Annotated in this window: 21 protein-coding genes; all 21 read left to right on the top strand. The window is 37.3% G+C overall.

Going from position 1 to position 21,795, the window contains the following annotated elements; translation table 11 throughout:
- Window positions 1–24 precede the first annotated feature (24 nt).
- The 21 genes from AB3I20_RS01820 (at window position 25) to AB3I20_RS01720 (ending at window position 21,791) form a co-directional block, all read left to right on the top strand.
- The gene (locus tag AB3I20_RS01820) at window positions 25–411 is read left to right on the top strand and encodes a DUF1149 family protein (protein WP_067481756.1); all 387 of its coding nucleotides are present in this window, start codon (window positions 25–27) and stop codon (window positions 409–411) included.
- Between the two features lie 216 nt (window positions 412–627).
- Entirely contained in the window at window positions 628–2,019 is a 1,392-nt protein-coding gene (locus AB3I20_RS01815) for an L-cystine transporter (RefSeq protein ID WP_067481758.1), read from the top strand.
- 304 nt (window positions 2,020–2,323) lie between these two features.
- Complete coding sequence (locus AB3I20_RS01810) at window positions 2,324–2,695, top strand: VOC family protein (RefSeq protein ID WP_067481760.1); 372 nt, start codon at window positions 2,324–2,326, stop codon at window positions 2,693–2,695.
- A 192-nt stretch (window positions 2,696–2,887) separates the two neighbouring features.
- Window positions 2,888–3,829: a rhodanese-related sulfurtransferase gene (locus AB3I20_RS01805; RefSeq protein WP_067481762.1), complete on the top strand. Its 942-nt coding sequence runs from the start codon at window positions 2,888–2,890 to the stop codon at window positions 3,827–3,829.
- 115 nt (window positions 3,830–3,944) lie between these two features.
- Window positions 3,945–4,679, top strand: a complete 735-nt coding sequence (locus AB3I20_RS01800; protein ID WP_067482418.1) for a metallophosphoesterase — start codon at window positions 3,945–3,947, stop codon at window positions 4,677–4,679.
- Window positions 4,680–4,838: 159 nt separating this feature from the next.
- Window positions 4,839–7,019 (top strand): Tex family protein, encoded by a 2,181-nt coding sequence (locus tag AB3I20_RS01795; protein WP_368026865.1) that lies wholly within the window; start codon window positions 4,839–4,841, stop codon window positions 7,017–7,019.
- Window positions 7,020–7,022: 3 nt separating this feature from the next.
- Window positions 7,023–7,493 carry a SprT family protein gene (locus AB3I20_RS01790; protein ID WP_067481766.1) on the top strand — a complete coding sequence of 157 codons (471 nt, stop codon included), beginning with the start codon at window positions 7,023–7,025 and terminating at the stop codon, window positions 7,491–7,493.
- A gap of 27 nt (window positions 7,494–7,520) precedes the next feature.
- A complete protein-coding gene (locus AB3I20_RS01785) occupies window positions 7,521–8,282 on the top strand; it encodes a YdcF family protein (RefSeq protein WP_067481768.1) in 762 nt (253 codons plus the stop codon).
- Window positions 8,283–8,411: 129 nt separating this feature from the next.
- Window positions 8,412–9,746 (top strand): UDP-N-acetylmuramate--L-alanine ligase, encoded by a 1,335-nt coding sequence (murC, locus tag AB3I20_RS01780; protein ID WP_067481770.1) that lies wholly within the window; start codon window positions 8,412–8,414, stop codon window positions 9,744–9,746.
- A 157-nt stretch (window positions 9,747–9,903) separates the two neighbouring features.
- Complete coding sequence (locus AB3I20_RS01775) at window positions 9,904–10,389, top strand: MaoC/PaaZ C-terminal domain-containing protein (protein ID WP_067481772.1); 486 nt, start codon at window positions 9,904–9,906, stop codon at window positions 10,387–10,389.
- Complete coding sequence (locus tag AB3I20_RS01770) at window positions 10,382–11,065, top strand: Bax inhibitor-1/YccA family protein (protein WP_067481774.1); 684 nt, start codon at window positions 10,382–10,384, stop codon at window positions 11,063–11,065. The genes AB3I20_RS01775 and AB3I20_RS01770 overlap by 8 nt, the downstream gene beginning before the upstream one ends.
- A gap of 119 nt (window positions 11,066–11,184) precedes the next feature.
- Window positions 11,185–13,830, top strand: coding sequence for a DNA polymerase I (polA, locus tag AB3I20_RS01765; protein WP_067481776.1), 2,646 nt, complete (start codon window positions 11,185–11,187; stop codon window positions 13,828–13,830).
- 24 nt (window positions 13,831–13,854) lie between these two features.
- The gene (gene mutM / locus AB3I20_RS01760; protein ID WP_067481778.1) at window positions 13,855–14,691 is read left to right on the top strand and encodes a DNA-formamidopyrimidine glycosylase; all 837 of its coding nucleotides are present in this window, start codon (window positions 13,855–13,857) and stop codon (window positions 14,689–14,691) included.
- Complete coding sequence (coaE, locus tag AB3I20_RS01755; protein ID WP_082904077.1) at window positions 14,664–15,296, top strand: dephospho-CoA kinase; 633 nt, start codon at window positions 14,664–14,666, stop codon at window positions 15,294–15,296. The genes mutM and coaE overlap by 28 nt, the downstream gene beginning before the upstream one ends.
- 191 nt (window positions 15,297–15,487) lie before the next feature.
- Window positions 15,488–15,820 (top strand): hypothetical protein, encoded by a 333-nt coding sequence (locus AB3I20_RS01750; protein ID WP_067481780.1) that lies wholly within the window; start codon window positions 15,488–15,490, stop codon window positions 15,818–15,820.
- 269 nt (window positions 15,821–16,089) lie between these two features.
- Window positions 16,090–16,590, top strand: a complete 501-nt coding sequence (nrdR, locus tag AB3I20_RS01745; RefSeq protein ID WP_067481782.1) for a transcriptional regulator NrdR — start codon at window positions 16,090–16,092, stop codon at window positions 16,588–16,590.
- Between the two features lie 13 nt (window positions 16,591–16,603).
- The gene (locus AB3I20_RS01740; RefSeq protein ID WP_067481784.1) at window positions 16,604–17,986 is read left to right on the top strand and encodes a replication initiation and membrane attachment family protein; all 1,383 of its coding nucleotides are present in this window, start codon (window positions 16,604–16,606) and stop codon (window positions 17,984–17,986) included.
- Window positions 17,986–18,912, top strand: coding sequence for a primosomal protein DnaI (gene dnaI, locus AB3I20_RS01735; protein ID WP_067481786.1), 927 nt, complete (start codon window positions 17,986–17,988; stop codon window positions 18,910–18,912). The genes AB3I20_RS01740 and dnaI overlap by 1 nt, the downstream gene beginning before the upstream one ends.
- 29 nt (window positions 18,913–18,941) lie before the next feature.
- The gene (locus AB3I20_RS01730; RefSeq protein ID WP_067481788.1) at window positions 18,942–19,361 is read left to right on the top strand and encodes a hypothetical protein; all 420 of its coding nucleotides are present in this window, start codon (window positions 18,942–18,944) and stop codon (window positions 19,359–19,361) included.
- A gap of 610 nt (window positions 19,362–19,971) precedes the next feature.
- A complete protein-coding gene (locus AB3I20_RS01725; RefSeq protein WP_067481790.1) occupies window positions 19,972–20,673 on the top strand; it encodes a tRNA (adenine(22)-N(1))-methyltransferase TrmK in 702 nt (233 codons plus the stop codon).
- Window positions 20,670–21,791, top strand: coding sequence for a Nif3-like dinuclear metal center hexameric protein (locus tag AB3I20_RS01720; RefSeq protein ID WP_067481792.1), 1,122 nt, complete (start codon window positions 20,670–20,672; stop codon window positions 21,789–21,791). The genes AB3I20_RS01725 and AB3I20_RS01720 overlap by 4 nt, the downstream gene beginning before the upstream one ends.
- The last annotated feature ends 4 nt before the right edge of the window (window positions 21,792–21,795 follow it).

The following is a 21,795-nucleotide window of genomic DNA, read 5'->3' as shown; positions in this document are numbered from 1 at the left end:
TAATTTTTATAGAGGAGTGATGATATGGAAATTAGAAGACAAAAAGAAGTTGTTGAGGCTTTTCACTATGACCAAAAGCCTAAAGATCAAGAAATCCAAACTGACTTAAAAGTTGGTTTTTCGCCGTTGAATGAAACGATTGAAAATTATCCAGAAGAACACAGTATTGTGGGTGCTCGTTTAGAGTTTCGCTTAGTATTCGACCAATATGTATTATCTGGAAGTGTTAGTCAAATCAACCACATTTTGAATCGTAAAGTTCAGGGACAGGCAGATGTGACACAAGAAGAAGTGGATGAGTTAGTCGCTCCTTTGTTTGACATTGTTAGTCGAATGGCATATGAAATTACAGAAATTGCTTTAGATGAACCAGGTGTCAAATTAAATTTTCAATCAGAAAAAGAAGCATAAAAAAGAGTAGTGGTGATAGTTTAAAGCTATCGCTACTACTCTTTTTCTATTACTAAATGTAAGCAAAATGAATGCCATTTGGCAAAAAATGAGCTAGAATGAACAAGTCACTGAAAAAATACAAATTTTTTTCAGGGGAATAGTTGAAGAATTATTCCCGGGAACCTTTACTTCCTTTGATGGACTTGTCATTAAAAAATTTTAAGGAGGAAAAAAATGACAACACTCATCACAGTTTTAGTGGTTCTAGTTTTTGCGGCATTATTATATGTGTTTTATCGTATGCAAAAGCGCCATACTAAATTTTCAACGCGCGTCTTTACTGCGCTAGGAATCGGGATCGTTTTTGGCGGTCTACTGCAAATTATCTTTGGGGTTGATAATCAAGTCGTCACTCAATCAATGGAATGGATTGGAATCGTTGGAAATGGCTACGTTGCTTTCTTACAAATGCTAATTATGCCATTGGTTTTCATTTCAATTGTCGGCGCGTTTACCAAAATGAAAGTTTCGGAAAAATTAGGTAAAATCAGCGCAACAGTTTTAACAACTTTGTTAGCGACAACAGCAATCTCTGCATTGATCGGGATTGGGACAACGATGCTCTTTAATTTACAAGGTGCAAAGTTTACTGAGGGAGCAGCTGAAACAGCACGTATTGCTGAATTAGCTACTAGACAAGAAACAGTTGAAAACTTATCTATTCCTCAACAAATCTTATCATTTATTCCTAAAAATGTTTTTGCTGATTTAGCGGGAAGCCGACCAACAAGTACAATTGGTGTCGTGATTTTCGCCGCATTTGTTGGGGTTGCATACCTTGGTGTTAAACGTAAAGCACCAAAAGAGGCAGCCTTTTTCTCAGATTTGATTGATAGTTTATATAAAATAGTTATGCGAATCGTTACATTGGTTCTACGCCTAACACCGTATGGCGTACTTGCTTTGATGACAAACGTCATGGCTACAAGTGACTTCGCTGCAATTGTGAACTTAGGAAAATTTGTGTTAGCTTCATATATTGCTTTATTTGCGGTGTTAATCGTTCATTCGCTCATTTTAATGTCAGTCAAAGTGAACCCAATCAGCTACTTTAAAAAAGCTTTTCCTGTATTGAGTTTTGCTTTTACCTCACGTTCTAGTGCGGGTGCATTGCCATTGAATATTGAAACACAAACGAAAGCACTTGGTGTTGACGATGCAACAGCGAACTTTTCAGCAAGTTTTGGTTTGTCAATTGGGCAAAATGGCTGTGCCGGTGTTTATCCAGCAATGTTGGCAACAATTGTTGCACCAGCAGCAGGTATTAATGTCTTTAGTTTAGAATTTATTTTGATGTTAGTAGCAATCGTAACAATCAGTTCATTTGGTGTCGCTGGTGTCGGTGGAGGAGCAACATTTGCTTCATTGATCGTGTTAGGCGCAATGAATTTACCAGTAGCAATCGTTGGTTTAGTTATCTCTGTTGAACCATTGATTGACATGGCTCGTACTGCAACAAACGTTAGTGGTAGTATGGTAGCTGGAATTGTTACAAGTGCTCGTATCCATGATTTGGATCGTGACGTCATCAATGATGAGACAAAAGTTATTGACGTAAATGCATAAAGTCTAAGAACAACAACTTAAGAGATTGGGACAAAGCTAGAAACCCAATCGTTCTTAACACATTTTTCAATTAAAAAAATGCCTAAAACCAACGTTTTCAAAAAACGAATTTTAGGCGTTTTTTTATTTAGGTTACTTTTGTCTCAACCTTTTTTCGTTTTCAAGAAATAAATATTCCGAAAAGTGAAAACGTGAAAAAGAAATAAGAAAATTATATTAAATAAACAAACCTAGAGTTTATAGAAGGTATATGGTAAACTAACAACGATTAATCACCATTTAAAATGGTTTTAGGAGGAACAAGATGTTTACAAATGAAATAAAAATTATGCTTTATGTCGACGATGTTGAAAAAAATGCAGCATTTTGGACAGATAATGGTTTTGCAGAATTGGATCGTCAAGAAATGGATGGAACATTGATTGTTGAGATTGGCCCAGCAGTTGATGCACAAGCAAAATTAGTTTTATACGATCGTAAATTTATTGAAGCACATTCACCAGAGGTTGCGTCAAATTCACCATCTTTAATGTTTGCAAGTGAAGACGTCTTTGGTTTATATAAAAAAATGCAAGCAAACAAAGTTACACTAGGTGATCTTGTTCAAATTGGTGAAGAGTATGTTTTTAATTTTGCTGATCCAGACGGTAATTATTTTGCAGTGACCGGCAAATAAATGAACACTTTTGTAGAGGATGTGTCACAGAATCTGCAAAAGGTTCTTTTTTTGAACAATAAAATAATTATGTAAACCTAAAGCTTTATAATTATTCAGTCTTGCGTAAAAATGCACAAGCAAATAAATCGTCAAATGCCTGATCCTTTCTTATACTATTTGGGAATCATCAGAATGAAGGGATGTCACAGTATGGATTACCAAGTTTTACTTTATTATAATTACACAACAATTGCAGACCCAGAAATGTTTGCAAAGGAACATTTAGCTTTTTGTAAGTCATTGAACTTGAAGGGGAGAATCCTTGTCGCAACGGAAGGAATTAATGGCACGTTATCAGGAACAATTGCAGATACGAATGCTTATATGGATGCAATGAAAGCAGATGCGCGTTTTGCAGATACCTTCTTCAAAGTCGATCCAAGTCCTGAGCATGCGTTTAAAAAAATGTTTGTTCGTCCACGTCCGGAACTGGTTTCTCTTAAACTAGAGGATGATATCAATCCGAAAGATACCACAGGCGCTTATTTATCACCGCAAGAATTTAAAGAAGCAATCCTTGATGAAGAAACTGTTGTGATTGATGCGAGAAATGATTACGAATATGATTTAGGTCATTTCCGCGGAGCTGTTCGACCAGAAATCCGTAGCTTTAGAGAACTCCCACAATGGATTCGCGATCATAAAGAAGAATTTATGGACAAGCGTGTCGTTACTTATTGTACAGGTGGTATTCGTTGTGAAAAATTCTCTGGCTGGTTAGTTCGAGAAGGTTTCAAAGACGTTGGACAGTTACATGGTGGAATTGCAACATATGGAAAAGATCCTGAAGTTCAAGGCGAATTATGGGATGGACAAATGTATGTTTTTGATGAACGAATTGCAGTTGAAATCAATCATGTCGATAAACAAGTTATCGGTAGAGATTGGTTTGACGGAACACCATGTGAACGCTATGTGAATTGTTCAAATCCTGAATGTAACCGCCAATTTTTGACTTCGGCAGAAAATGAAGCGCGACATCTAGGCGCATGCTCAAAAGAATGCGCGCAACATCCACACAATCGTTACCTTAAAGAGCATTCTTTAACAGATACAGAAATTACAGAAACCGTGGCGGCAAACTTTAAATAAATAAATTAATATAGTAGCTAAAAGAAAAGCACAAACTTGTTTTTCTTTTAGCTCTTTTTTTGTTGGAATCACTTGCAAAGTTACGCTATACTTTTTAGGAAAGGATGCGATGGTTATGAAATCTTTGGTCTATGCAATCAGCGATGTTCATGGAGAATATGAATTGTTTCAAGAATTAGTACGTGAGTACGATCCAACAATTCATCAATTAGTTTTGATTGGTGATTTAAACGATCGCGGACCGAAAACAAAAGAATGTTTTTTACTTGGAATGAAATTAGCAAAAGAAACTGGAGCCATTTATTTGCGTGGAAATCATGAGGAATATTTCTTGCAATTTTTACACTCTCCAGAAGATTGGTATGACGCGTATTTGCGTAATGGTGGTAAAGAAACCTTTGAAAGTTTACTACATCCAGGTGCAACAGAAGAATATTCTCCGACGGAAATTGCAATGATGATTCGTTCAAGATATGATGAACTGATTCAATTTTTAGTGGAGAGGCCATTGTATTTTGAATGGAAACAGTATTTATTTGTTCATGCAGGAGTAGATTTAACGAAAAAAGATTGGCGAGAAACTAGTCCAAGAGATTTTATTTGGATTCGTGAACCCTTTCATCACGGGAAAAATCAAACGGGTAAGACAATCGTTTTTGGCCATACAATTACACCTATGTTGCATGGCGATATGCAAACAACGGACTTGTGGCGAAGTGACAATAAAATTGGAATTGATGGCGGTGCTGTTTTTGGAGGATCCATTCATGGCGTGATTTTTGATGAGCAAGGAATTGTACAAGATATTGAGTATCAAAACAATCAAGGACCGTGGCAACCAGATTTTTAATTTAGATAGTTGTACATGAACAACAAGTATCAATTTTACTAAAAAGTGTAGGACGACGTGTTCTATGCTTTTTTATTCTGTAATTCCATCCGTTTTTATTCCATAAAAAAAGTATGCTAAAATAGACAAGCGACTAACAAATCAAAGGAGAACATCTCAATGACAGAAAAGCTAAATCAAACAATTATCCAGCTTGTGCAAAAAGAATTGGCAAGCTATAACACGAAACAATTAACAACGGTTCTTCATTTATTGAGTGAAGGAAATACGGTTCCTTTCATTGCACGCTACCGAAAAGAAATGACGGGGAGCTTAGATGAAGTCCAAATTCGGGAAATCGAAGAACGTTACGCATACTTAGAAAATTTAGAAAAAAGAAAAGTGGAAGTTTTACGCTTAATTGATGAACAAGGAAAGTTGACTCCTGAATTAGAAGCCGGGATCGTTCAATCAGTCAAGATGCAACAAGTAGAAGACTTGTATCGTCCATATAAACAAAAACGCCGTACAAAGGCAACGATTGCCAAAGAAAAAGGATTAGAACCACTTGCTGAATGGTTATTGCAATTGAATGACCAGAAAGTTGAAACTTATGCACAAACATTTATTAATGAAGAAAAAGAAGTTTTTTCTGTAGAGGATGCGTTACAAGGTGCGCATGAAATCATTGCAGAGCAAGTCAGCGATACTGCTAAATTTAGAACATGGATTCGTTCTTATACTTATAATAAAGGTAGTTATGTAAGTTTAGTAAAAGATGCAGACGTAGACGAGAAAGGTGTCTATGAGATGTATTACGACTTTTCAGAGCCTGTTCATAAAATGGTTTCTCACCGTATTTTAGCAACAAATCGTGGAGAAAAAGAAGACATTCTGAAAGTCAATCTACAAGTAGACGAAACAGCAGTAATGGATTATTTGGAACGTCAATTAGTTGGTAATCCAGCGTCACCTGCTGCAAGTTATGTGCGTGAAGCTTATCAAGATAGTTACAAACGGTTTATTTCTCCAGCGATTGAACGTGAAGTTCGCAATGAGTTAACTGAAAAAGCGGATGAACAAGCTATTGCGATTTTTGGTGAAAATTTGCGTAACTTATTATTGCAACCACCTTTAAAAGGAAAAGTTGTGTTAGGCTTCGACCCGGCTTATCGTACGGGGTGTAAATTAGCAGTAGTTGATGCTACAGGGAAAGTCCTAGCAATCGAAGTAATCTATCCACACAAACCAGCTGCCCAAGCAAAACGTGAAGCAGCAAAAGGTCAATTTGTAAAACTAATCAATCACTATCAAGTGGATATGGTCGCAATCGGAAACGGAACAGCTAGCCGAGAATCAGAATTATTTGTAGCGGAGCAATTAAAAAACGTGGATCACACAGCATACTATGCAATTGTCAACGAAGCTGGTGCCTCTGTATACTCTGCGAGCGAAGTTGCCCGAACTGAATTTCCTGATTTACAAGTTGAAGAAAGAAGTGCTGTTTCAATTGCACGACGTTTGCAAGATCCATTGGCAGAATTAGTAAAAATTGATCCGAAAGCAGTCGGTGTTGGGCAGTACCAACACGATGTTTCTCAAAAAAGATTGGCAGAGCAGTTAGACTTTGTTGTTGAGACAGTTGTTAACCAAGTGGGTGTGGATGTAAACACGGCAAGCCCACAATTGCTACAGCATATCTCCGGGTTGAATAAAACAATTGCGCAAAATATTGTTACTTATCGTGATGAAAATGGTGCGTTCAACGCACGTACACAATTGAAAAAAGTTCCAAGATTAGGGCCAAAAGCATACGAACAAGCTATTGGATTCTTACGGATACCTGATGGAAAAAATGTACTAGACAATACTGGTATTCACCCAGAAAGTTATGCAGTATCAAAAGAAATTTTAACCATGAATCAATTAACTGAGAAAGATTTGGGAACCTCTGAAGCAACAGAAGTCTTGAAAAAATTAAAACCAGAAGCTTTAGCTAAAACGATGGAGATTGGTGAAGAGACCTTGACGGATATTTTAGAAGGGTTGACACAACCTGGTCGTGATATGCGGGAAGAAATGCCCGCACCGTTATTGCGCCAAGATGTCTTAAGTATGGAAGACTTGAAAGCAGGTATGGAATTAAAGGGGACTGTCCGAAATGTTATCGACTTTGGTGCTTTTGTGGATATTGGGGTTAAGCAAGATGGACTCGTTCACATCTCAAAATTAAGTAAAAAGTTTGTTAAGCATCCAACAGATGTGGTTTCTGTTGGGGATGTCGTAACTGTATGGGTCGAACAAGTCGATGTGAAGAAAGGTCGTATTAGTTTAACTATGCTTTCGCCTTATGAGGAGTAAAAAGTGACACAAGAAGAATTACAAACGCTAGTTGAAGCCATTTCGATTGAGTGGTTTCAACGACCGTTTATGCATGAAGCTATTTTTAATGCACGCCTGAAAACAACTGGCGGGCGTTATCATTTGAATGATCATCATTTAGACTTTAACCCGACACTGTTTGCTCAATCTGATGAACAAACCATTGTCGGCATCATTAAACATGAGTTATGTCATTATCATTTGCATTTAGCAGGGAGAGGCTATCGTCACCGAGATAGTGAATTTAAACAGTTGTTGCAACAGACTGGTGGATTGCGTTATGCCCCTGCTGTAGCAAAAAAAGCTAGTAAAATTGAATGTTATCAATGCGTACGTTGTCAGACAATGATTTATCGGAAACGAAAAATTGATACAAAACGTTTTCGTTGTGGACGCTGTCGTGGAAAATTAGCTTGGCAAGAAACAAAACGACCGAATGACGATAATGACTAAATAGATAGATAAAGGAGTATCGCTGAAATGATTGATAATTGGAATCTGCTACTAGCATTTTTAGCTGATCAGCCAGCTACGAGTTCAGAAGAACCAAACCAAACAGCTCCGCTACTAATCCTTGCAGGAAACGGGTTACCAGTTTTGGTTGATCATGCAGCTGACCTTTTACGAAACAAACAGATTGCTCATCTTTTTTTAGTAGGCGGGGTTGGTCATGCGACGCCTGTACTTCGTAAAAATTTTGCGGATCAAGGATTTTTATTTGCAGAAACGCTTAGCGAAAGCGAGATGTATCGTTGCTATTTAAAAGAAAAATATCATTTTTCAGATGCGCAGTTACTTGTTGAGTCACATTCTACAAATTCTGGAGAAAATGCTCAATTTGCGTTAGATAAACTGCAAAAGATGCAGTTATCTCCACAAAAAGTTTTACTGATGAATGATCCTATACTACAGCGACGAACAAGAGCAACTTTTGAAAAAGTTTGGGGAAACACAGCCGTTGAATTTGAAAATTATGTACCAATTGTTCCACAATTGGAGCGTTGGCACGAGGAAGGACCAAATGCTGTTATGACATTTAAACAACCGGAATTAGATAATCAGTGGCCATTGAATTACTTTAAGTCATTAGTGCTTGGAGAGATTGCTCGCTTACATGATGATGAACATGGTTATGGTCCTAAGGGGAAAGGTTACCTTAATCATGTCGAAGTTCCAAAAGAAATTTGGACAGCTTATCAAGAAATTTTGACCCAGACAAATTGGCAATTTTGTCGTACGTAACTCATTATTTCGTAAGAAACGTCGTTTGCGAATAAATTTGGTTGAAATTTTTATTTGTTTATAAGATAATGAAAAACGTGTTGAATATGTGAATGAATAATGGATGATAGATAAGAGAAGAGGATTCAAATGACAAATCAAGAAAAATTATATCATTTTGTTGGTATCAAAGGTTCAGGAATGAGCTCATTGGCGCTAGTATTACATGAAGAAGGACTAAATGTTCAAGGATCAGATATTGAAAAATATTTCTTTACACAAAGAGATTTAGAAAAAGCAAACATAACAATCTTGCCATTTAGCGCAGATAACATTAAACCAGGTATGACAGTCATCGCAGGGAATGCGTTTCCTGACACTCATGAAGAAATTCAACGTGCCAAAGAACTTGGTCTTGAAGTGATTCGTTACCATGATTTTATTGGTGACTTTATTCAAAACTATACAAGTATCGCGGTAACTGGATCACACGGTAAAACAAGTACAACTGGTTTACTTTCACATGTGTTGACAGGCGTTCGCCCAACAAGTTATTTGATTGGTGACGGTACTGGACATGGCGATCCACGTGCAGAATTTTTCGCATTTGAAGCTTGTGAATATCGTCGTCACTTCTTAGCTTATTCACCTGATTATGTGATTATGACAAATATTGATTTTGATCATCCTGATTACTATACAAGTATTGAAGATGTCCACAACGCGTTCCAAACAATGGCTCGCCAAGTGAAAAAAGCAATTTTTGCGTATGGTGATGATGAATATCTAAGAAAATTAGAAGCAGACGTGCCAATTTATTACTATGGAATTAGCGAAAATGATGATATCCAAGCACGAAATATTGAACGAACAACAACTGGTTCAGCTTTTGATGTGTACCATGAAGACGAATTTATCGGTCATTTTGTGGTTCCTGCTTTTGGAAAACATAATATTCTAAATGCCTTAAGCGTAATCGCTGTTGCTTACTTTGAAGACTTAGACCTTAAAGAAGTGTCAGAAGAAATGTTGACTTTCCCTGGCGTAAAACGTCGTTTCAGCGAAAAAATCGTTTCAGACATGACAATTGTTGATGACTACGCACATCATCCAGCAGAAATTCGTGCAACTATTGATGGTGCACGTCAAAAATATCCAGATAAAGAAATCATTGCTGTCTTCCAACCGCATACCTTTACGCGAACAATTGCGTTGATGGATGAGTTTGCTGAAGCATTAGATTTAGCAGACCGCGTGTACTTATGTGATATTTTCGGTTCAGCTCGTGAAAAACAAGGTGATGTTAAGATCGAAGACCTAGGTGAAAAAGTTCAAAAAGGCGGGCAAGTTCTGAAAGAAAATAACGTTTCACCATTGTTAGACTACCATGATGCAGTTGTTATCTTTATGGGAGCTGGTGATGTTCAAAAATTTGAACAAGCCTATGAAAAACTATTAAGCAATACTACAAGAAACGTCTTGTAATCACTAACAAATGACGAAATCAATCAAAAGCGGCCAAAAAAGTTTTGTCTTTTTGGCTGCTTTCTTGTATATAAAAAGTGTGGTTTCCATAACTTGCCTTTTTGCTTGGTTTTGGTACAATTGTTCTTGAGTAAAATAAAACTGGAGGGTTTCTATTTTGAATATAGGTAAGCCGAGAAAATTAGGAAAAACAATAAATGAGTTAGAGGAAGGCGACTCGTTGTCTTTAACAGAATCAATTGAAGACAATCAACTGTTGCTTTATTTAGGATTGACGAATGATGCTAATCCATTATACATTCAGCATGATTTTGCACAAAAAACGGAGTATCAACAACCAATTGTGCCATCTGTGATGTTAATGGGTATCATTACAAGTGCTATTTCTAAGCATTTACCTGGTCTAGGCTCACACGTTGTGAATTTTTCTGTGAATTTTATTGAACCAGTTTTCCACTACGAAACATTGACTTTCCAATTTGAGGTCATAAAAGTAGATAAAATGAAAGACGTCGTTACGATTTCTGTTGAAGCAGAAAATGGGGAAGGGAATCGCGTACTCGATGCTGTAGTAATGGTTCAGCCACCTGCTGACCCAGAACTAGAAATTGAATTTGAAAGTGAAGGTGAACTAAATGAATAATCAAAGCGTAGCAAATGAAGGAATCAATCGTTTCTATTCTAAAGTGTATGGCTTCCTAGGTGTGGGATTGGCGTTAAGTGCATTGACTTCATACTTAGCACTCTCAGTTTTTCCGCAACAAGTAGCAACATTTATTAATGGCTTTCCATTAGGTTTTATGGGACTTTGGATTGTTCAAATCATTTTAGTATTGGTTTTAAGTGCAAAGGCTCAAAAAAATCCAAGTTTAGCTATTGGTGGCTTTATTGCCTATTCATTATTAAATGGCTTGGTACTGGCTGTGACGCTTGCTTTTTATGATATTGGAACAATTACGCAAGCATTTTTGACTGCAACAGGCATGTTTATCGGGATGTCAGTTGTGGGAATGGTTACTAAAAAAGATTTGAGTGGGATTGGTCGCGCAGGATTAGCTGCATTGATCGGTGTGATCATTGCCATGTTTGTCAATATTTTCTTACTTCATAGTAGTGCAGTCGATTTCTTCATCTCAATCTTGTTAGTCTTGATTTTTGCTGGAATCACTGCTTATGACAATCAAAATATTCGTAAAGTGTACATTCAAAGTAATGGAACAGCAAACAGTGGTGTGGCAGTGTTCATGGCTCTTCAATTGTATTTAGACTTTATCAACTTGTTCCTTGCATTTCTACGAATTTTTGGACGAAACAATTAATTTTTAACATTGAAACGGGTAGGAGATAAACATTTTCTCCTATCCGTTTTTTCTTTTCGCTTTCCAAGACATTCTTTGTTAGAATAAATAAGAACTTTACGGATGAGGAGCTAATTGATATGACAAAAAATAAATTATTATTGGTCGACGGAAATAGCGTCGCCTTTCGCGCATTTTTCGCGTTGCATAACTCACTAGAACGTTTTAAAAATCGAAATGGGTTGCATACCAATGCAATTTACGCTTTTAACACAATGTTTGAGAATGTGATGCAAAAAGAACAACCAACACACGTATTAGTTGCCTTTGATGCAGGAAAAACAACTTTCCGTACAGAGATGTACGCTGAATATAAAGGTGGACGTTCAAAAACACCTGGTGAATTTAAAGAACAGATGCCTTACATTCGTGAATTGTTAACAGGGCTAGGCGTAAAATATTATGAACTACCAAATTATGAAGCCGATGATATTATTGGTACGTTGGCAGAAAAAGTAGATAAAGAAGCATTTGATGTTGTTATTCTTTCAGGAGATCGAGATTTGACACAGTTAGCTACTGATGCTATCAAAGTAGACATTACCGTGAAAGGTGTGAGCGATATTGAAAGTTACACACCAGAACATATCGCAGAAAAGTATGATGGTTTGACGCCTAAACAAATTATCGACATGAAGGGACTAGCCGGTGATGCTTCTGATAATATCCCTGGCGTAACCAAAATTGGTGAGAAAACAGCGATTAAATTGTTGAAAGAATATGGTTCAGTCGAAGGCGTCTACGAACATATTGCTGAAATGAAAAAAAGCAAGATGAAGGAAAATCTTATTAATGATCAAGAACAAGCTTTTCTGTCCAAAAAATTAGCTACAATCAACACACATGCACCTGTTGATGTCACAATTGATTCATTGAAATATGAAGGAAAAGACTTAGAAAAATTAGTTCCGTTTTATCAAGAAATGGAATTTAAGCAATTTTTAGCTAAGCTTGATATCCATGAGGAAGAGCCCGAGCTGGCAGATGTTCTATTTGAAGTAGTGACAGAGTATCAACCAGAAATGTTTACTACAGACATGGCACTTTATGTCGAAATGTTAGGCGAAAATTATCATACAGAAGACATTGTTGGCGTTTCTTGGGGGACAAAAGAAAAAATTTATGTGACCAATGATCTAAGTATTTTCGAAAGCGACGCATTTAAAGAGTGGTTGACTGATGGAACACGCCTGAAAAAAGTTTATGATGCCAAACGGACATATGTTGCCTTGAACCGTTATACTGGCAAGACACAAGGAATTGATTTTGATGTTCTTTTGGGCTCTTATTTGTTAGATACTAACGATAAAAGCAGTGATATCGAAGGAGTAGCCGCACATTATGGCTATCAAGATATCCAATCAGACGAAGCGGTTTATGGAAAAGGTGCCAAAAAAGGATTACCGGAAGAGGAAGAAGTTTTCTTTGCGCATCTTGCTCGTAAAGTTGCAGCAATCAATGCCCTGACACCAATTTTGAACAAAGAGCTAGAAGAAAAAAATCAAGCAGACTTGTTTTATAAAATGGAATTACCACTGTCACAAATCTTGGCAGAAATGGAAATTAGTGGAATTAAAGTCGATGCTTCACGTTTACAAGAAATGAAGATTGAATTTTCGGAACGTCTAAAAGAAATTGAAGAAAAAATTTATACGGAAGCTGGCGAAGAGTTCAACCTGAATTCACCTAAACAATTAGGTGTTATCCTGTTTGAAAAAATGGGCCTGCCTGTTATTAAGAAAACCAAAACAGGTTATTCAACAGCGGTGGATGTGTTAGAACAACTGAGAGAACAAGCACCAATCGTTGACGACATCTTAGTCTACCGTCAAATTGCAAAAATCCAGTCAACTTATGTAGAAGGGCTATTAAAAGTGATCCAATCTGATGGTAAAGTGCATACTCGTTACGTTCAGACACTGACCCAAACTGGTCGCTTGAGTTCAGTTGATCCGAACTTGCAAAATATTCCGATTCGTTTAGAAGAAGGTCGGAAAATCCGTGAAGCATTTGTTCCAAGAAAAAAAGATTGGTTGATTTATTCTTCTGACTACTCTCAAATCGAGTTACGTGTATTAGCACACATTTCTGATGATGAACATCTGAAAGCTGCCTTTTTGGAAGGTCAAGATATCCATGCAAGTACGGCAATGCGGGTCTTTGGGATTGAAAAGGCAGAGGACGTAACACCAAATATGCGTCGCCAAGCAAAAGCTGTCAACTTTGGGATTGTGTATGGTATCTCGGATTATGGCTTATCGCAAAATCTTGGTATTTCTCGAAAAGCAGCGCAACAATATATCGACACTTATTTTGATAAATACCCTGGCGTGAAATCATACATGGAACGTATTGTTCGCGAAGCAAAAGATCAGGGCTTTGTGGAAACACTTTATCATCGTCGTCGCTATTTACCAGAAATCAATTCAAGAAACTTTAACTTACGTTCGTTTGCAGAACGGACGGCTATCAATACACCAATTCAAGGTAGCGCAGCTGATATTTTAAAAATTGCGATGATTGATTTGGCGAAACGATTGAAAGAAGAAAAACTAGAAGCAACAATGTTATTACAAGTACACGATGAATTAGTTTTTGAAGTTCCGGAACACGAATTAGAAGCATTAGATCAATTAGTCAAAGAAGTAATGGAAAATGCTGTTTCGCTACATGTGCCATTGATTACTGATAGTAGTTGGGGCAAAACATGGTACGAAGCCAAATAAAAAAGAAAAAGGTGAAGAAGAAACATGCCTGAATTACCAGAAGTTGAAACGGTCCGTAAAGGGCTAGAACGTTTGGTCACAGGAAAAAAGATTCAAAAAGTGCAAGTCTTGTGGCCCAAAATTATTGAACAACCAGAAGCACCGATTTTTGAAGCAACGTTGATTGGTGAAACCATCGAATCAATTGGACGTCGTGGCAAGTTTCTGATTTTTCATTTAACCAATTACGAGTTGATTTCTCATTTACGAATGGAAGGAAAATATTCCTTTGTGGAAGAAAATCAACCATTAGATAAACATACTCATGTCATTTTCTTTTTTGATGATGGCAGTCAGCTTCGTTATAATGACGTTCGTAAATTTGGTCGAATGACGCTGGTGGCAAAAGGACAAAGTGATTCTTATCGCGGAATCATGAAGTTAGGTCCAGAACCTCTACCAGAGTTATTTACTTTGGCAGAATTTGAAGCAGGTCTCAAAAAATCACATAAAGCAATCAAACCGTTGCTATTGGATCAACGCTTAGTCACGGGATTAGGCAATATTTATGTAGATGAAGCATTATGGGAAGCAAAAATCCATCCAGAGCAGCCCGCCAATACATTAAAAGGAAAAGAAATTGCGGCACTCCGCTTAGCAATCATTGATGTATTGGGAAGAGCGGTGGAAGCAGGTGGAACAACCATTCGTAGTTATCTCAACGCACTTGGTGAAGCAGGTAGTTTTCAAATGGCACTTCATGTTTATGGTCAAACAGGCCAGCCATGTGTGCGTTGTCAAACACCAATCGTCAAAACAAAAGTTGCACAAAGGGGGACTCACTATTGTCCAAAATGTCAGCAACTGAAAATACCAAAGTAGGTTTTGTTTTAGGTTTAACAGGAAGCATTGCAACAGGTAAAAGTACAGTTACTGAAGTCTTTAAAAAGCATGGGATTCCAGTAATTGATGGTGATGTAGTAGCAAGAGAGGTCGTCGAGCCTGGAACCGCTGGTTTGTCTGCAATCGTTGAAGTGTTTGGTAAACAGATCTTAAATGAAGATGGTACGCTAAATCGAAAACAATTAGGTGCCATCGTGTTTGCGGATAACGAATTACGCCAAACACTAAATCGTGTGTTAAATCCGTTTATTCGCGGACGTATCAAACAACAAATTGCTGAAAAAAAACAGCATAATCCCTTGGTTGTTGTTGATGTTCCTTTGTTGTTTGAAGGACATTATGAACGTTACATGGATGCTGTAGCAGTTGTCTATACCACAGAAGCGATTCAGCTCGAACGATTGATGAAAAGAAATCAGTTAACAGAAGCTGAAGCGTTGAAACGAATAAAGACGCAATGGTCGATTGAAACGAAAAAAGAACGAGCTGACTTTTTGTTTGATAATACTCAGACAAAGGAAGCGTTGGTTCAACAAGTTGAGTTGTGGTTAAAACAACAATCGTTTATCACAAATGAAAAATAAAATAAGCAAAGTGCTTCGTCGCTTGAACGAAGTGCTTTGCTTTTTATTTTAGTGACTTTAAGTTGTTTGCAAAGCATGTAAAATGAAAATCACGCGTTTAATCGCGTGGACGAAAGGATTAGCTAGTCGTATATTTTGAGTATCTTGTTTATTTTTGTTATGCTAAAGATAAGAATAAGGGAGGGATTTGTATGGGCAATATCAAGAATCAAAAAGATAAAGTTGTCGGATCTGCCAAAGAAAAAATTGGTAAGTTACTTGATAAAGATGAATTAAAAGATGAGGGTCGTGCGCAAGCTGAGGTCGGTAAAAAGAACGCAGACCAATACAAAGCACGAATTGCTGAATTAGAAGATCAACAAGCAGAAAAAGAAGCACGCCAACAAGATTTAACACAAGAACGAAAAAAAGAAATGTCTGATCGAACAAAAAAACCACTCCCAGATGCTGAACATATCCCTGATGAACAAAAAATCGAAGAGCAACGGTTAAAACATTATACTGGTATTGAAGAAAAATTGTAGTTTTTAGAAAGCATGAAGTAATGCGTTCAAAAGCAGACAATTAAAAATCATTCACAGTTTCGTTTCAACCGGCAAATGAGTTGTGATAAAATTTTGTCACAGCTCATTTTTTGCGAAAAATGAATAAAAACGCTTTATTAATGATGGAAACTGCATCTTTTTAGCTGGGAAAGTCGCTTAACATAAAAGTTTCATGTTATAATGCAACTAACTATGAAAGAGCAGAATGTTCTTTTTATAAAACTTAAATGATACATGAGGTGAACTAAATGAGATGTCCAAGATGTCAACATAATAATTCCCGTGTTATTGATAGCCGTCAAGCAGATGATGGTCGGGCGATTCGTCGTCGACGTGAGTGTGAAAATTGCTCATTTCGTTTTACAACATTTGAAAGAATCGAAGCTGCACCATTACTAGTTATTAAGAAAAACGGTGAACGTGAAGAATTTAATCGAGATAAGATTTTGCGAGGGCTGATTCGTTCAGCTGAAAAACGTCCAGTTGCTATGGAACAAATGGAGCAAATTGTGAACCATGTGGAAAATCGGGTTCGAAGTTTAGGAGAAAATGAAGTATCAACCAATTTAATTGGAGAATATGTCATGGAAGATCTCGTTAATTTGGATGAGATTGCTTATATTCGTTTTGCAAGTGTCTACCGTCAATTTAAAGATATGTCCGTGTTCCTAAAAGAACTACAAGACATCGTGGAGAAGGCAAAAGAAAATAACAAATCCAAAGATGACGAAGACGAAAGTACAGAATAAAGGGGGCATTTCCTTGGAAAATGCTTGGAAAGAGCTTCAACCAAAAAATATCTACCAAGGAAGAAAGCAAAGTCCTTTAAAAGAAGAAAGCCGAAATGCGTTATTACATCTTTACCAACCCTTGATTGGGGGAGAAGCGCTTAGTCTTTACCTTACTCTTTTGACAGAAATTTCTTTAGAAACTGGCCAAGGACCAGAAGGACTTCACGCAGATTTATTGAGTAGTCTTGGTTGTGGTATTCCTCAATTTTACGAAGCACGAAAAAAACTTGAGGGAATTGGCTTATTAGATGTTTATTACAAAGAAGATCCTAGCCTAGGAACGTGCTTTCTTTATGAATTGTTAGAACCAATGTCGGTGAAACAGTTCTTTATGGATTCTGTTTTAAGCTTTTTACTATTAGAAAAGGTTGGCGAGCGTCGCTTCGACCAGTTAGTCAAGCGTTTCGAGCCAAAAAAATTTTCAACAGAAGGTTATCAGAAAAAAACCAAAAAATTTTTAGAAGTATATCAATTCAATGAAGCTTCATTTGACGCTGATAAACAGCAAATCGAAAAGCTGCAAGAAACATTTACTGAGCAAGCAAAAACCAAGCGATTGTCTGAAAAAAGTACGATTGATTGGGCTTTTTTAACAAACTGGTTACAAAAGAAACATATTGAAAAACCAGAGGAATCAATCATCAAACAACTCGAAATGTATCAGCAATTGTATGGTTTGGATGACTTAGCTTTAGGTGAAAAAATCGTTGAAGCATACGACTTCACAGAACAAAAAGTGTCTTTGAAAGAACTTCAAAAAATCTTTTTAGCAAACCCAGTTAGTCAATCACCCGTGGTAAAAGTGCCTGTAGAAACTTCAGACACTATCGAAACCACAAAGACTGAACCAGTTACGAAACAAGGACAGTTGTCTGCAGCCTCTGTACAGTTAATCAAAGAGGCCCAAAGTGTTCCACCAATGAAATACTTAGAGTCAATCAAAAAAGAAAAAAATGGTTATGTATCTAAATCAGAAACGTGGTTGATGCAAGAGCTTGTTTCTCGTTCGGGACTTCCAAGTAGTGTCATCAATGTGTTGCTGAACTATGTATTAGTTATCAAAAATCAAGCAAGTTTAGGGACAAACTATGTCAATACGATTGCTAACGAATGGGCACAACAGAAAATTATGACAGCAGAAGATGCGATTGCTCATATTAAAAAGAAAAGCCAAGAAAGCGCAGAGAAAAAGCAAACGAGAAACTACACAAATACTCGTCGAAACGTACGCCGAGAAAAATTACCTGATTGGGTAAATCAACCAAAAGACGAGAAGAAAATCAGTCAAGAAAAACAAGCGGAAATTGATCGGCGCTTTAAAGAATATCTTGCTAAAAAGGAGGGTGACAACTAATGGAAGATGTTGGAAGAGAATTAAAAAAGATCATCAGTAAACGCAACTACCAAGAAAAGTATGCCGAAATGATTCAAGAAGTATTGAATGATTCAGATGTTCAAGCCTTTTTGGCAGAACATCAAGAACGTTTAACACAAGCAGATATTGAAAAAAGCTATGCAAAACTTTATGAATTTGTTCAAGAAAAGCGAAAATATCAGAAAAATGATCCGACAATGATTGCACCAGGATATGAACCAAAACTAGTGTTGAACTTTCATTATGTGGATGTCACCTATGTGCCGACTGAAGCATTAATTGCTCGACAAAAACAAGAAGAAATCCGTAGTCGTGTGAAAGCAATGGATATGCCTAAAGATATTCAAACGGCTACCTTTGAAGGGTTTGAGCAAACAAGTGGTCGTAGTGATGCCTTTTTTGAAGCATTTAATTTTGTGGAACAATACACAAAGGATCCTAAAGGCTATCACAAAGGGCTATATTTAGTTGGAAGCTTTGGTATTGGAAAAACTTATTTATTAGGTGCAATCGCACACGACTTAGCTGTTGCAGGGTATACAACGACACTCGTTCATTTTCCAACATTTGCAGTTGAAATGAAACAAGCAATTGGTAAAGACCAAGTTTCGGATAAACTTGATGCGGTAAAACGTTCCCCTATCTTAATGATGGATGATATTGGGGCCGATGCCATGAGTAGTTGGATTCGTGATGAAGTATTTGGCGTTATTTTGCAATATCGAATGCAAGAACAACTACCGACCTTTTTCTCATCAAACTTTACGATGGATGAGTTAGAAAAACATTTGTCTGTTACACAACGTGGAGATGAAGAACCTTTAAAGGCCAAACGTATTATGGAACGTATTCGTTATCTAACAAAAGAAATTGAGATGACTGGGAAAAATCGTCGAAACGGCTAAAAGTGAATAAAAGAACGGAGATGTGGTTTATGAAGCGTATAGTATCTTGCTTAACCTTAGCGACAACCTTTTTATTATTGACCGCCTGTGGGAATCAGTCTACTAATGATGAACAAACAGCTGAAACGACTTCTAATTCGTTGGCACAAGATCAAAGTGTTTTTACTGGGACTGTTGAAGAAGTGACTGAAAGCGACGATGAGGATCAAATCGTTCGTGTGAAATTAATTGACGTCAAGGCAAAAATTGATCCTGAGAATATTGGGACCTCATTTGCGAATGACGGTGTCATCTTAAATGCGCCAACAGATAAAATCAAACCTAACCTGGACGCATTGTCTGAGGGAACAGAAGTCGAGTTGACCTTGGCTAAACAACCTGTGATGACAATGTCGTTACCACCGCAAATTCCAGGAAATTCAATTATTCAAGTTTTAGCTATCCAATAATTAATGAAGCAAACCAACCGGTTTTTTCATTTCGTACAAGTGACGAAGTGAAGAAACCGGTTTTTTCTCATTTTTTTCTTGTTTTGTAGAAAAAAATGAGAATTACAGTGCGGAAGTGTTGTGAAGAGCCTTAGATACTGCTAAATTGGTCTAACGTTAGATCTAGCAATGGAAAATGCTCCTGCCACAGTTTACTCTTTTTTTCTAATTCTTTCTGGTTATTTATCTTATTTAGGAATTCGGAACAAAAAATTTGAAGTTAGGTATGTAGAAAAATCAATTTACAGTATGGTTCTTGGTGAATTGATCTATCACTTTCAATGAAGACGATACCACCAAGAGGAAATAGCTAAGAGCCAAAAAACTAGCAATCTTCTTAACACGCAAAACGCGATCTAAAGAGGAATCACTCAGTGTTTTCGTCCAATGAAAACCTATTTGCTGGTAATTATTGTTGGTTTTGTTTTAGGTGATGCCACATTACCATTTATTTACATTCATTTTACCTAGAAGTAATCGGGTTGGTCTGGTGGAAAAAAGGATTTTCTGTCACATCTCTCTCCTTATTTTATAGAGGAAATGCTATAATGATTGGAAAAGGAGTGAAGTTATGAACCATTTAGAGTTGTCGCAACGCCTAGCTACTGTAGGAGAGTTTGTTCCTGCAAAAGCTCGTTTAGCGGATATTGGCTCAGATCACGCCTATTTACCGGTTGCTTTGATGTTAAAAGGAAAAATTGAGTTTGCAGTTGCTGGTGAAGTGGTGAAAGGTCCATTTGAGTCCGCACAAAAACAAGTGAGAAAAGATGGCTTAGAAGAGCGCATTGTTGTTCGTTTGGCGAATGGTTTGGCAGCAATTGAACCATCAGATGAAATTAATGCTATCACGATTGCTGGCATGGGCGGCGCATTGATTCGTGATATTTTAGAAGCAGGGAAAACACGCCTAAATCAAAAAGAACGCTTGATCCTTCAACCAAATATTGGTGAGCGCACGCTTCGTGTCTGGTTACAAGAAAACCAATATCAGATTATTGAAGAAGTTATTTTGGAAGAAAATAAAAAAATCTACGAGATTATTGTAGCGGAAAAAGCTGCTAGTCCAGTAAGTTATTCTCCAGAGGATTTGATGTTTGGACCTATTTTACGACAAATGAAGAGTGATATTTTCCAAGTAAAATGGCAAAGAGAGCTTGCACAGCGCGAAGCAATCGTTCAGCAAATGATTGAAGCAAATAAAGGAGATAAAATCAGCGAACGCCAACAAAAATTTGAAACTGAAATCAAACAGATTCAGGAGGTGTTAGGATGATTAATGCACAAACGTTCATTAATCGCTTTGAACAGTATTGTCCCCAATGGCTCGCAGAAGAAGGAGATCCAGTCGGGCTACAAATCGGCACATTGAATAAACCAATTCAAAGAGTCATGATGACGTTAGATGTTCGTCCTGAAGTAGTCGAAGAAGCAATTGCTAAAAAAATCGACTTACTGATTGCCAAGCATCCACCGATTTTTCGTCCAATAAAGCAGTTGACTACGGATGAACCGCAAGAAAAAATGTATACAGATTTATTGAAACATGATATTGCTGTTTACGCTGCACATACAAATATGGATATTATCTGGGACGGGTTAAATGACTGGTTTTGTGAGCGACTAGGTGTTCAAGTCGAGAACTATTTAGTGAAAACACATGAAGTAGGGTATAAAAAATTAGCAGTTTATCTACCTGTTGAGGATGCGACAATCATGCGTGAAGCGCTTGCAAATGCAGGCGCAGGCCAACTAGGTGAGTATTCAGGCGCAAGTTTTACCTCCGTGGGGCAAGGTCGTTTTACTCCTTCCCAACAAGCGCATCCAGCGATTGGAACGTCTGGTAAAGCAGAAAAAGTGCAAGAAGCAAAAGTGGAAGTGGTTTTTCCAGAAACAATAGAGAAAACTATTCTTCAAGTAATGAGAGAGAATCATCCATACGAAGAAATCGCTTATGATTTGTTTTCGATTGATGCACCAGCACAAAGTTTTGGATTAGGACGTGTCGGAACATTGCCAAAACAGTTAGACCTAACAGCATTCATTGAAAAAGTCAAAATAGCACTTCAAGTCGATGACTTACGTGTGGTTGTACCGCCACAACTAACTGAGCCAAGAGTTCAACGAATTGCGATTTGTGGTGGAAGTGGTGAAAAGTTTTATCCTTCTGCGTTGAAGCAAGGCGCAGATGTTTACATTACAGGTGATCTCTATTATCATACAGCACAAGACATGCAAAGCGCAGGTCTGATTGCGATTGATCCTGGTCATTATATCGAGTCATTATGCAAAGAAAAATTTGTTGAAAAGTTTGAATCTTGGAAACAAGAAGAACAATGGGATCTTGATTTTTTTGTTTCTGAAACGAATACCAATCCATTCCAATTTCATTAAAAAG

It is taken from the genome of Enterococcus sp. C50 (assembly GCF_040887505.1).
GTDB classification, from domain to species: Bacteria; Bacillota; Bacilli; order Lactobacillales; family Enterococcaceae; genus Enterococcus_B; species Enterococcus_B thailandicus.
The sequence above is the reverse complement of the archived record's forward strand: the minus strand, read 5'-3'. Positions and strand labels throughout refer to the sequence as shown.

Coding starts and splice junctions, on each gene's coding strand:
- AB3I20_RS01770 (WP_067481774.1), top strand. CDS start 10,382: ATGAATAATCAAAGCGTAGCAAATGAAGGAATCAATCGTTTCTATTCT.
- coaE (WP_082904077.1), top strand. CDS start 14,664: ATGTCAGCAACTGAAAATACCAAAGTAGGTTTTGTTTTAGGTTTAACA.
- AB3I20_RS01785 (WP_067481768.1), top strand. CDS start 7,521: ATGATTGATAATTGGAATCTGCTACTAGCATTTTTAGCTGATCAGCCA.
- AB3I20_RS01720 (WP_067481792.1), top strand. CDS start 20,670: ATGATTAATGCACAAACGTTCATTAATCGCTTTGAACAGTATTGTCCC.
- AB3I20_RS01800 (WP_067482418.1), top strand. CDS start 3,945: ATGAAATCTTTGGTCTATGCAATCAGCGATGTTCATGGAGAATATGAA.
- nrdR (WP_067481782.1), top strand. CDS start 16,090: ATGAGATGTCCAAGATGTCAACATAATAATTCCCGTGTTATTGATAGC.
- AB3I20_RS01820 (WP_067481756.1), top strand. CDS start 25: ATGGAAATTAGAAGACAAAAAGAAGTTGTTGAGGCTTTTCACTATGAC.
- AB3I20_RS01815 (WP_067481758.1), top strand. CDS start 628: ATGACAACACTCATCACAGTTTTAGTGGTTCTAGTTTTTGCGGCATTA.
- AB3I20_RS01805 (WP_067481762.1), top strand. CDS start 2,888: ATGGATTACCAAGTTTTACTTTATTATAATTACACAACAATTGCAGAC.
- AB3I20_RS01730 (WP_067481788.1), top strand. CDS start 18,942: ATGAAGCGTATAGTATCTTGCTTAACCTTAGCGACAACCTTTTTATTA.
- AB3I20_RS01795 (WP_368026865.1), top strand. CDS start 4,839: ATGACAGAAAAGCTAAATCAAACAATTATCCAGCTTGTGCAAAAAGAA.
- AB3I20_RS01750 (WP_067481780.1), top strand. CDS start 15,488: ATGGGCAATATCAAGAATCAAAAAGATAAAGTTGTCGGATCTGCCAAA.
- AB3I20_RS01725 (WP_067481790.1), top strand. CDS start 19,972: ATGAACCATTTAGAGTTGTCGCAACGCCTAGCTACTGTAGGAGAGTTT.
- dnaI (WP_067481786.1), top strand. CDS start 17,986: ATGGAAGATGTTGGAAGAGAATTAAAAAAGATCATCAGTAAACGCAAC.
- AB3I20_RS01810 (WP_067481760.1), top strand. CDS start 2,324: ATGTTTACAAATGAAATAAAAATTATGCTTTATGTCGACGATGTTGAA.
- murC (WP_067481770.1), top strand. CDS start 8,412: ATGACAAATCAAGAAAAATTATATCATTTTGTTGGTATCAAAGGTTCA.
- polA (WP_067481776.1), top strand. CDS start 11,185: ATGACAAAAAATAAATTATTATTGGTCGACGGAAATAGCGTCGCCTTT.
- mutM (WP_067481778.1), top strand. CDS start 13,855: ATGCCTGAATTACCAGAAGTTGAAACGGTCCGTAAAGGGCTAGAACGT.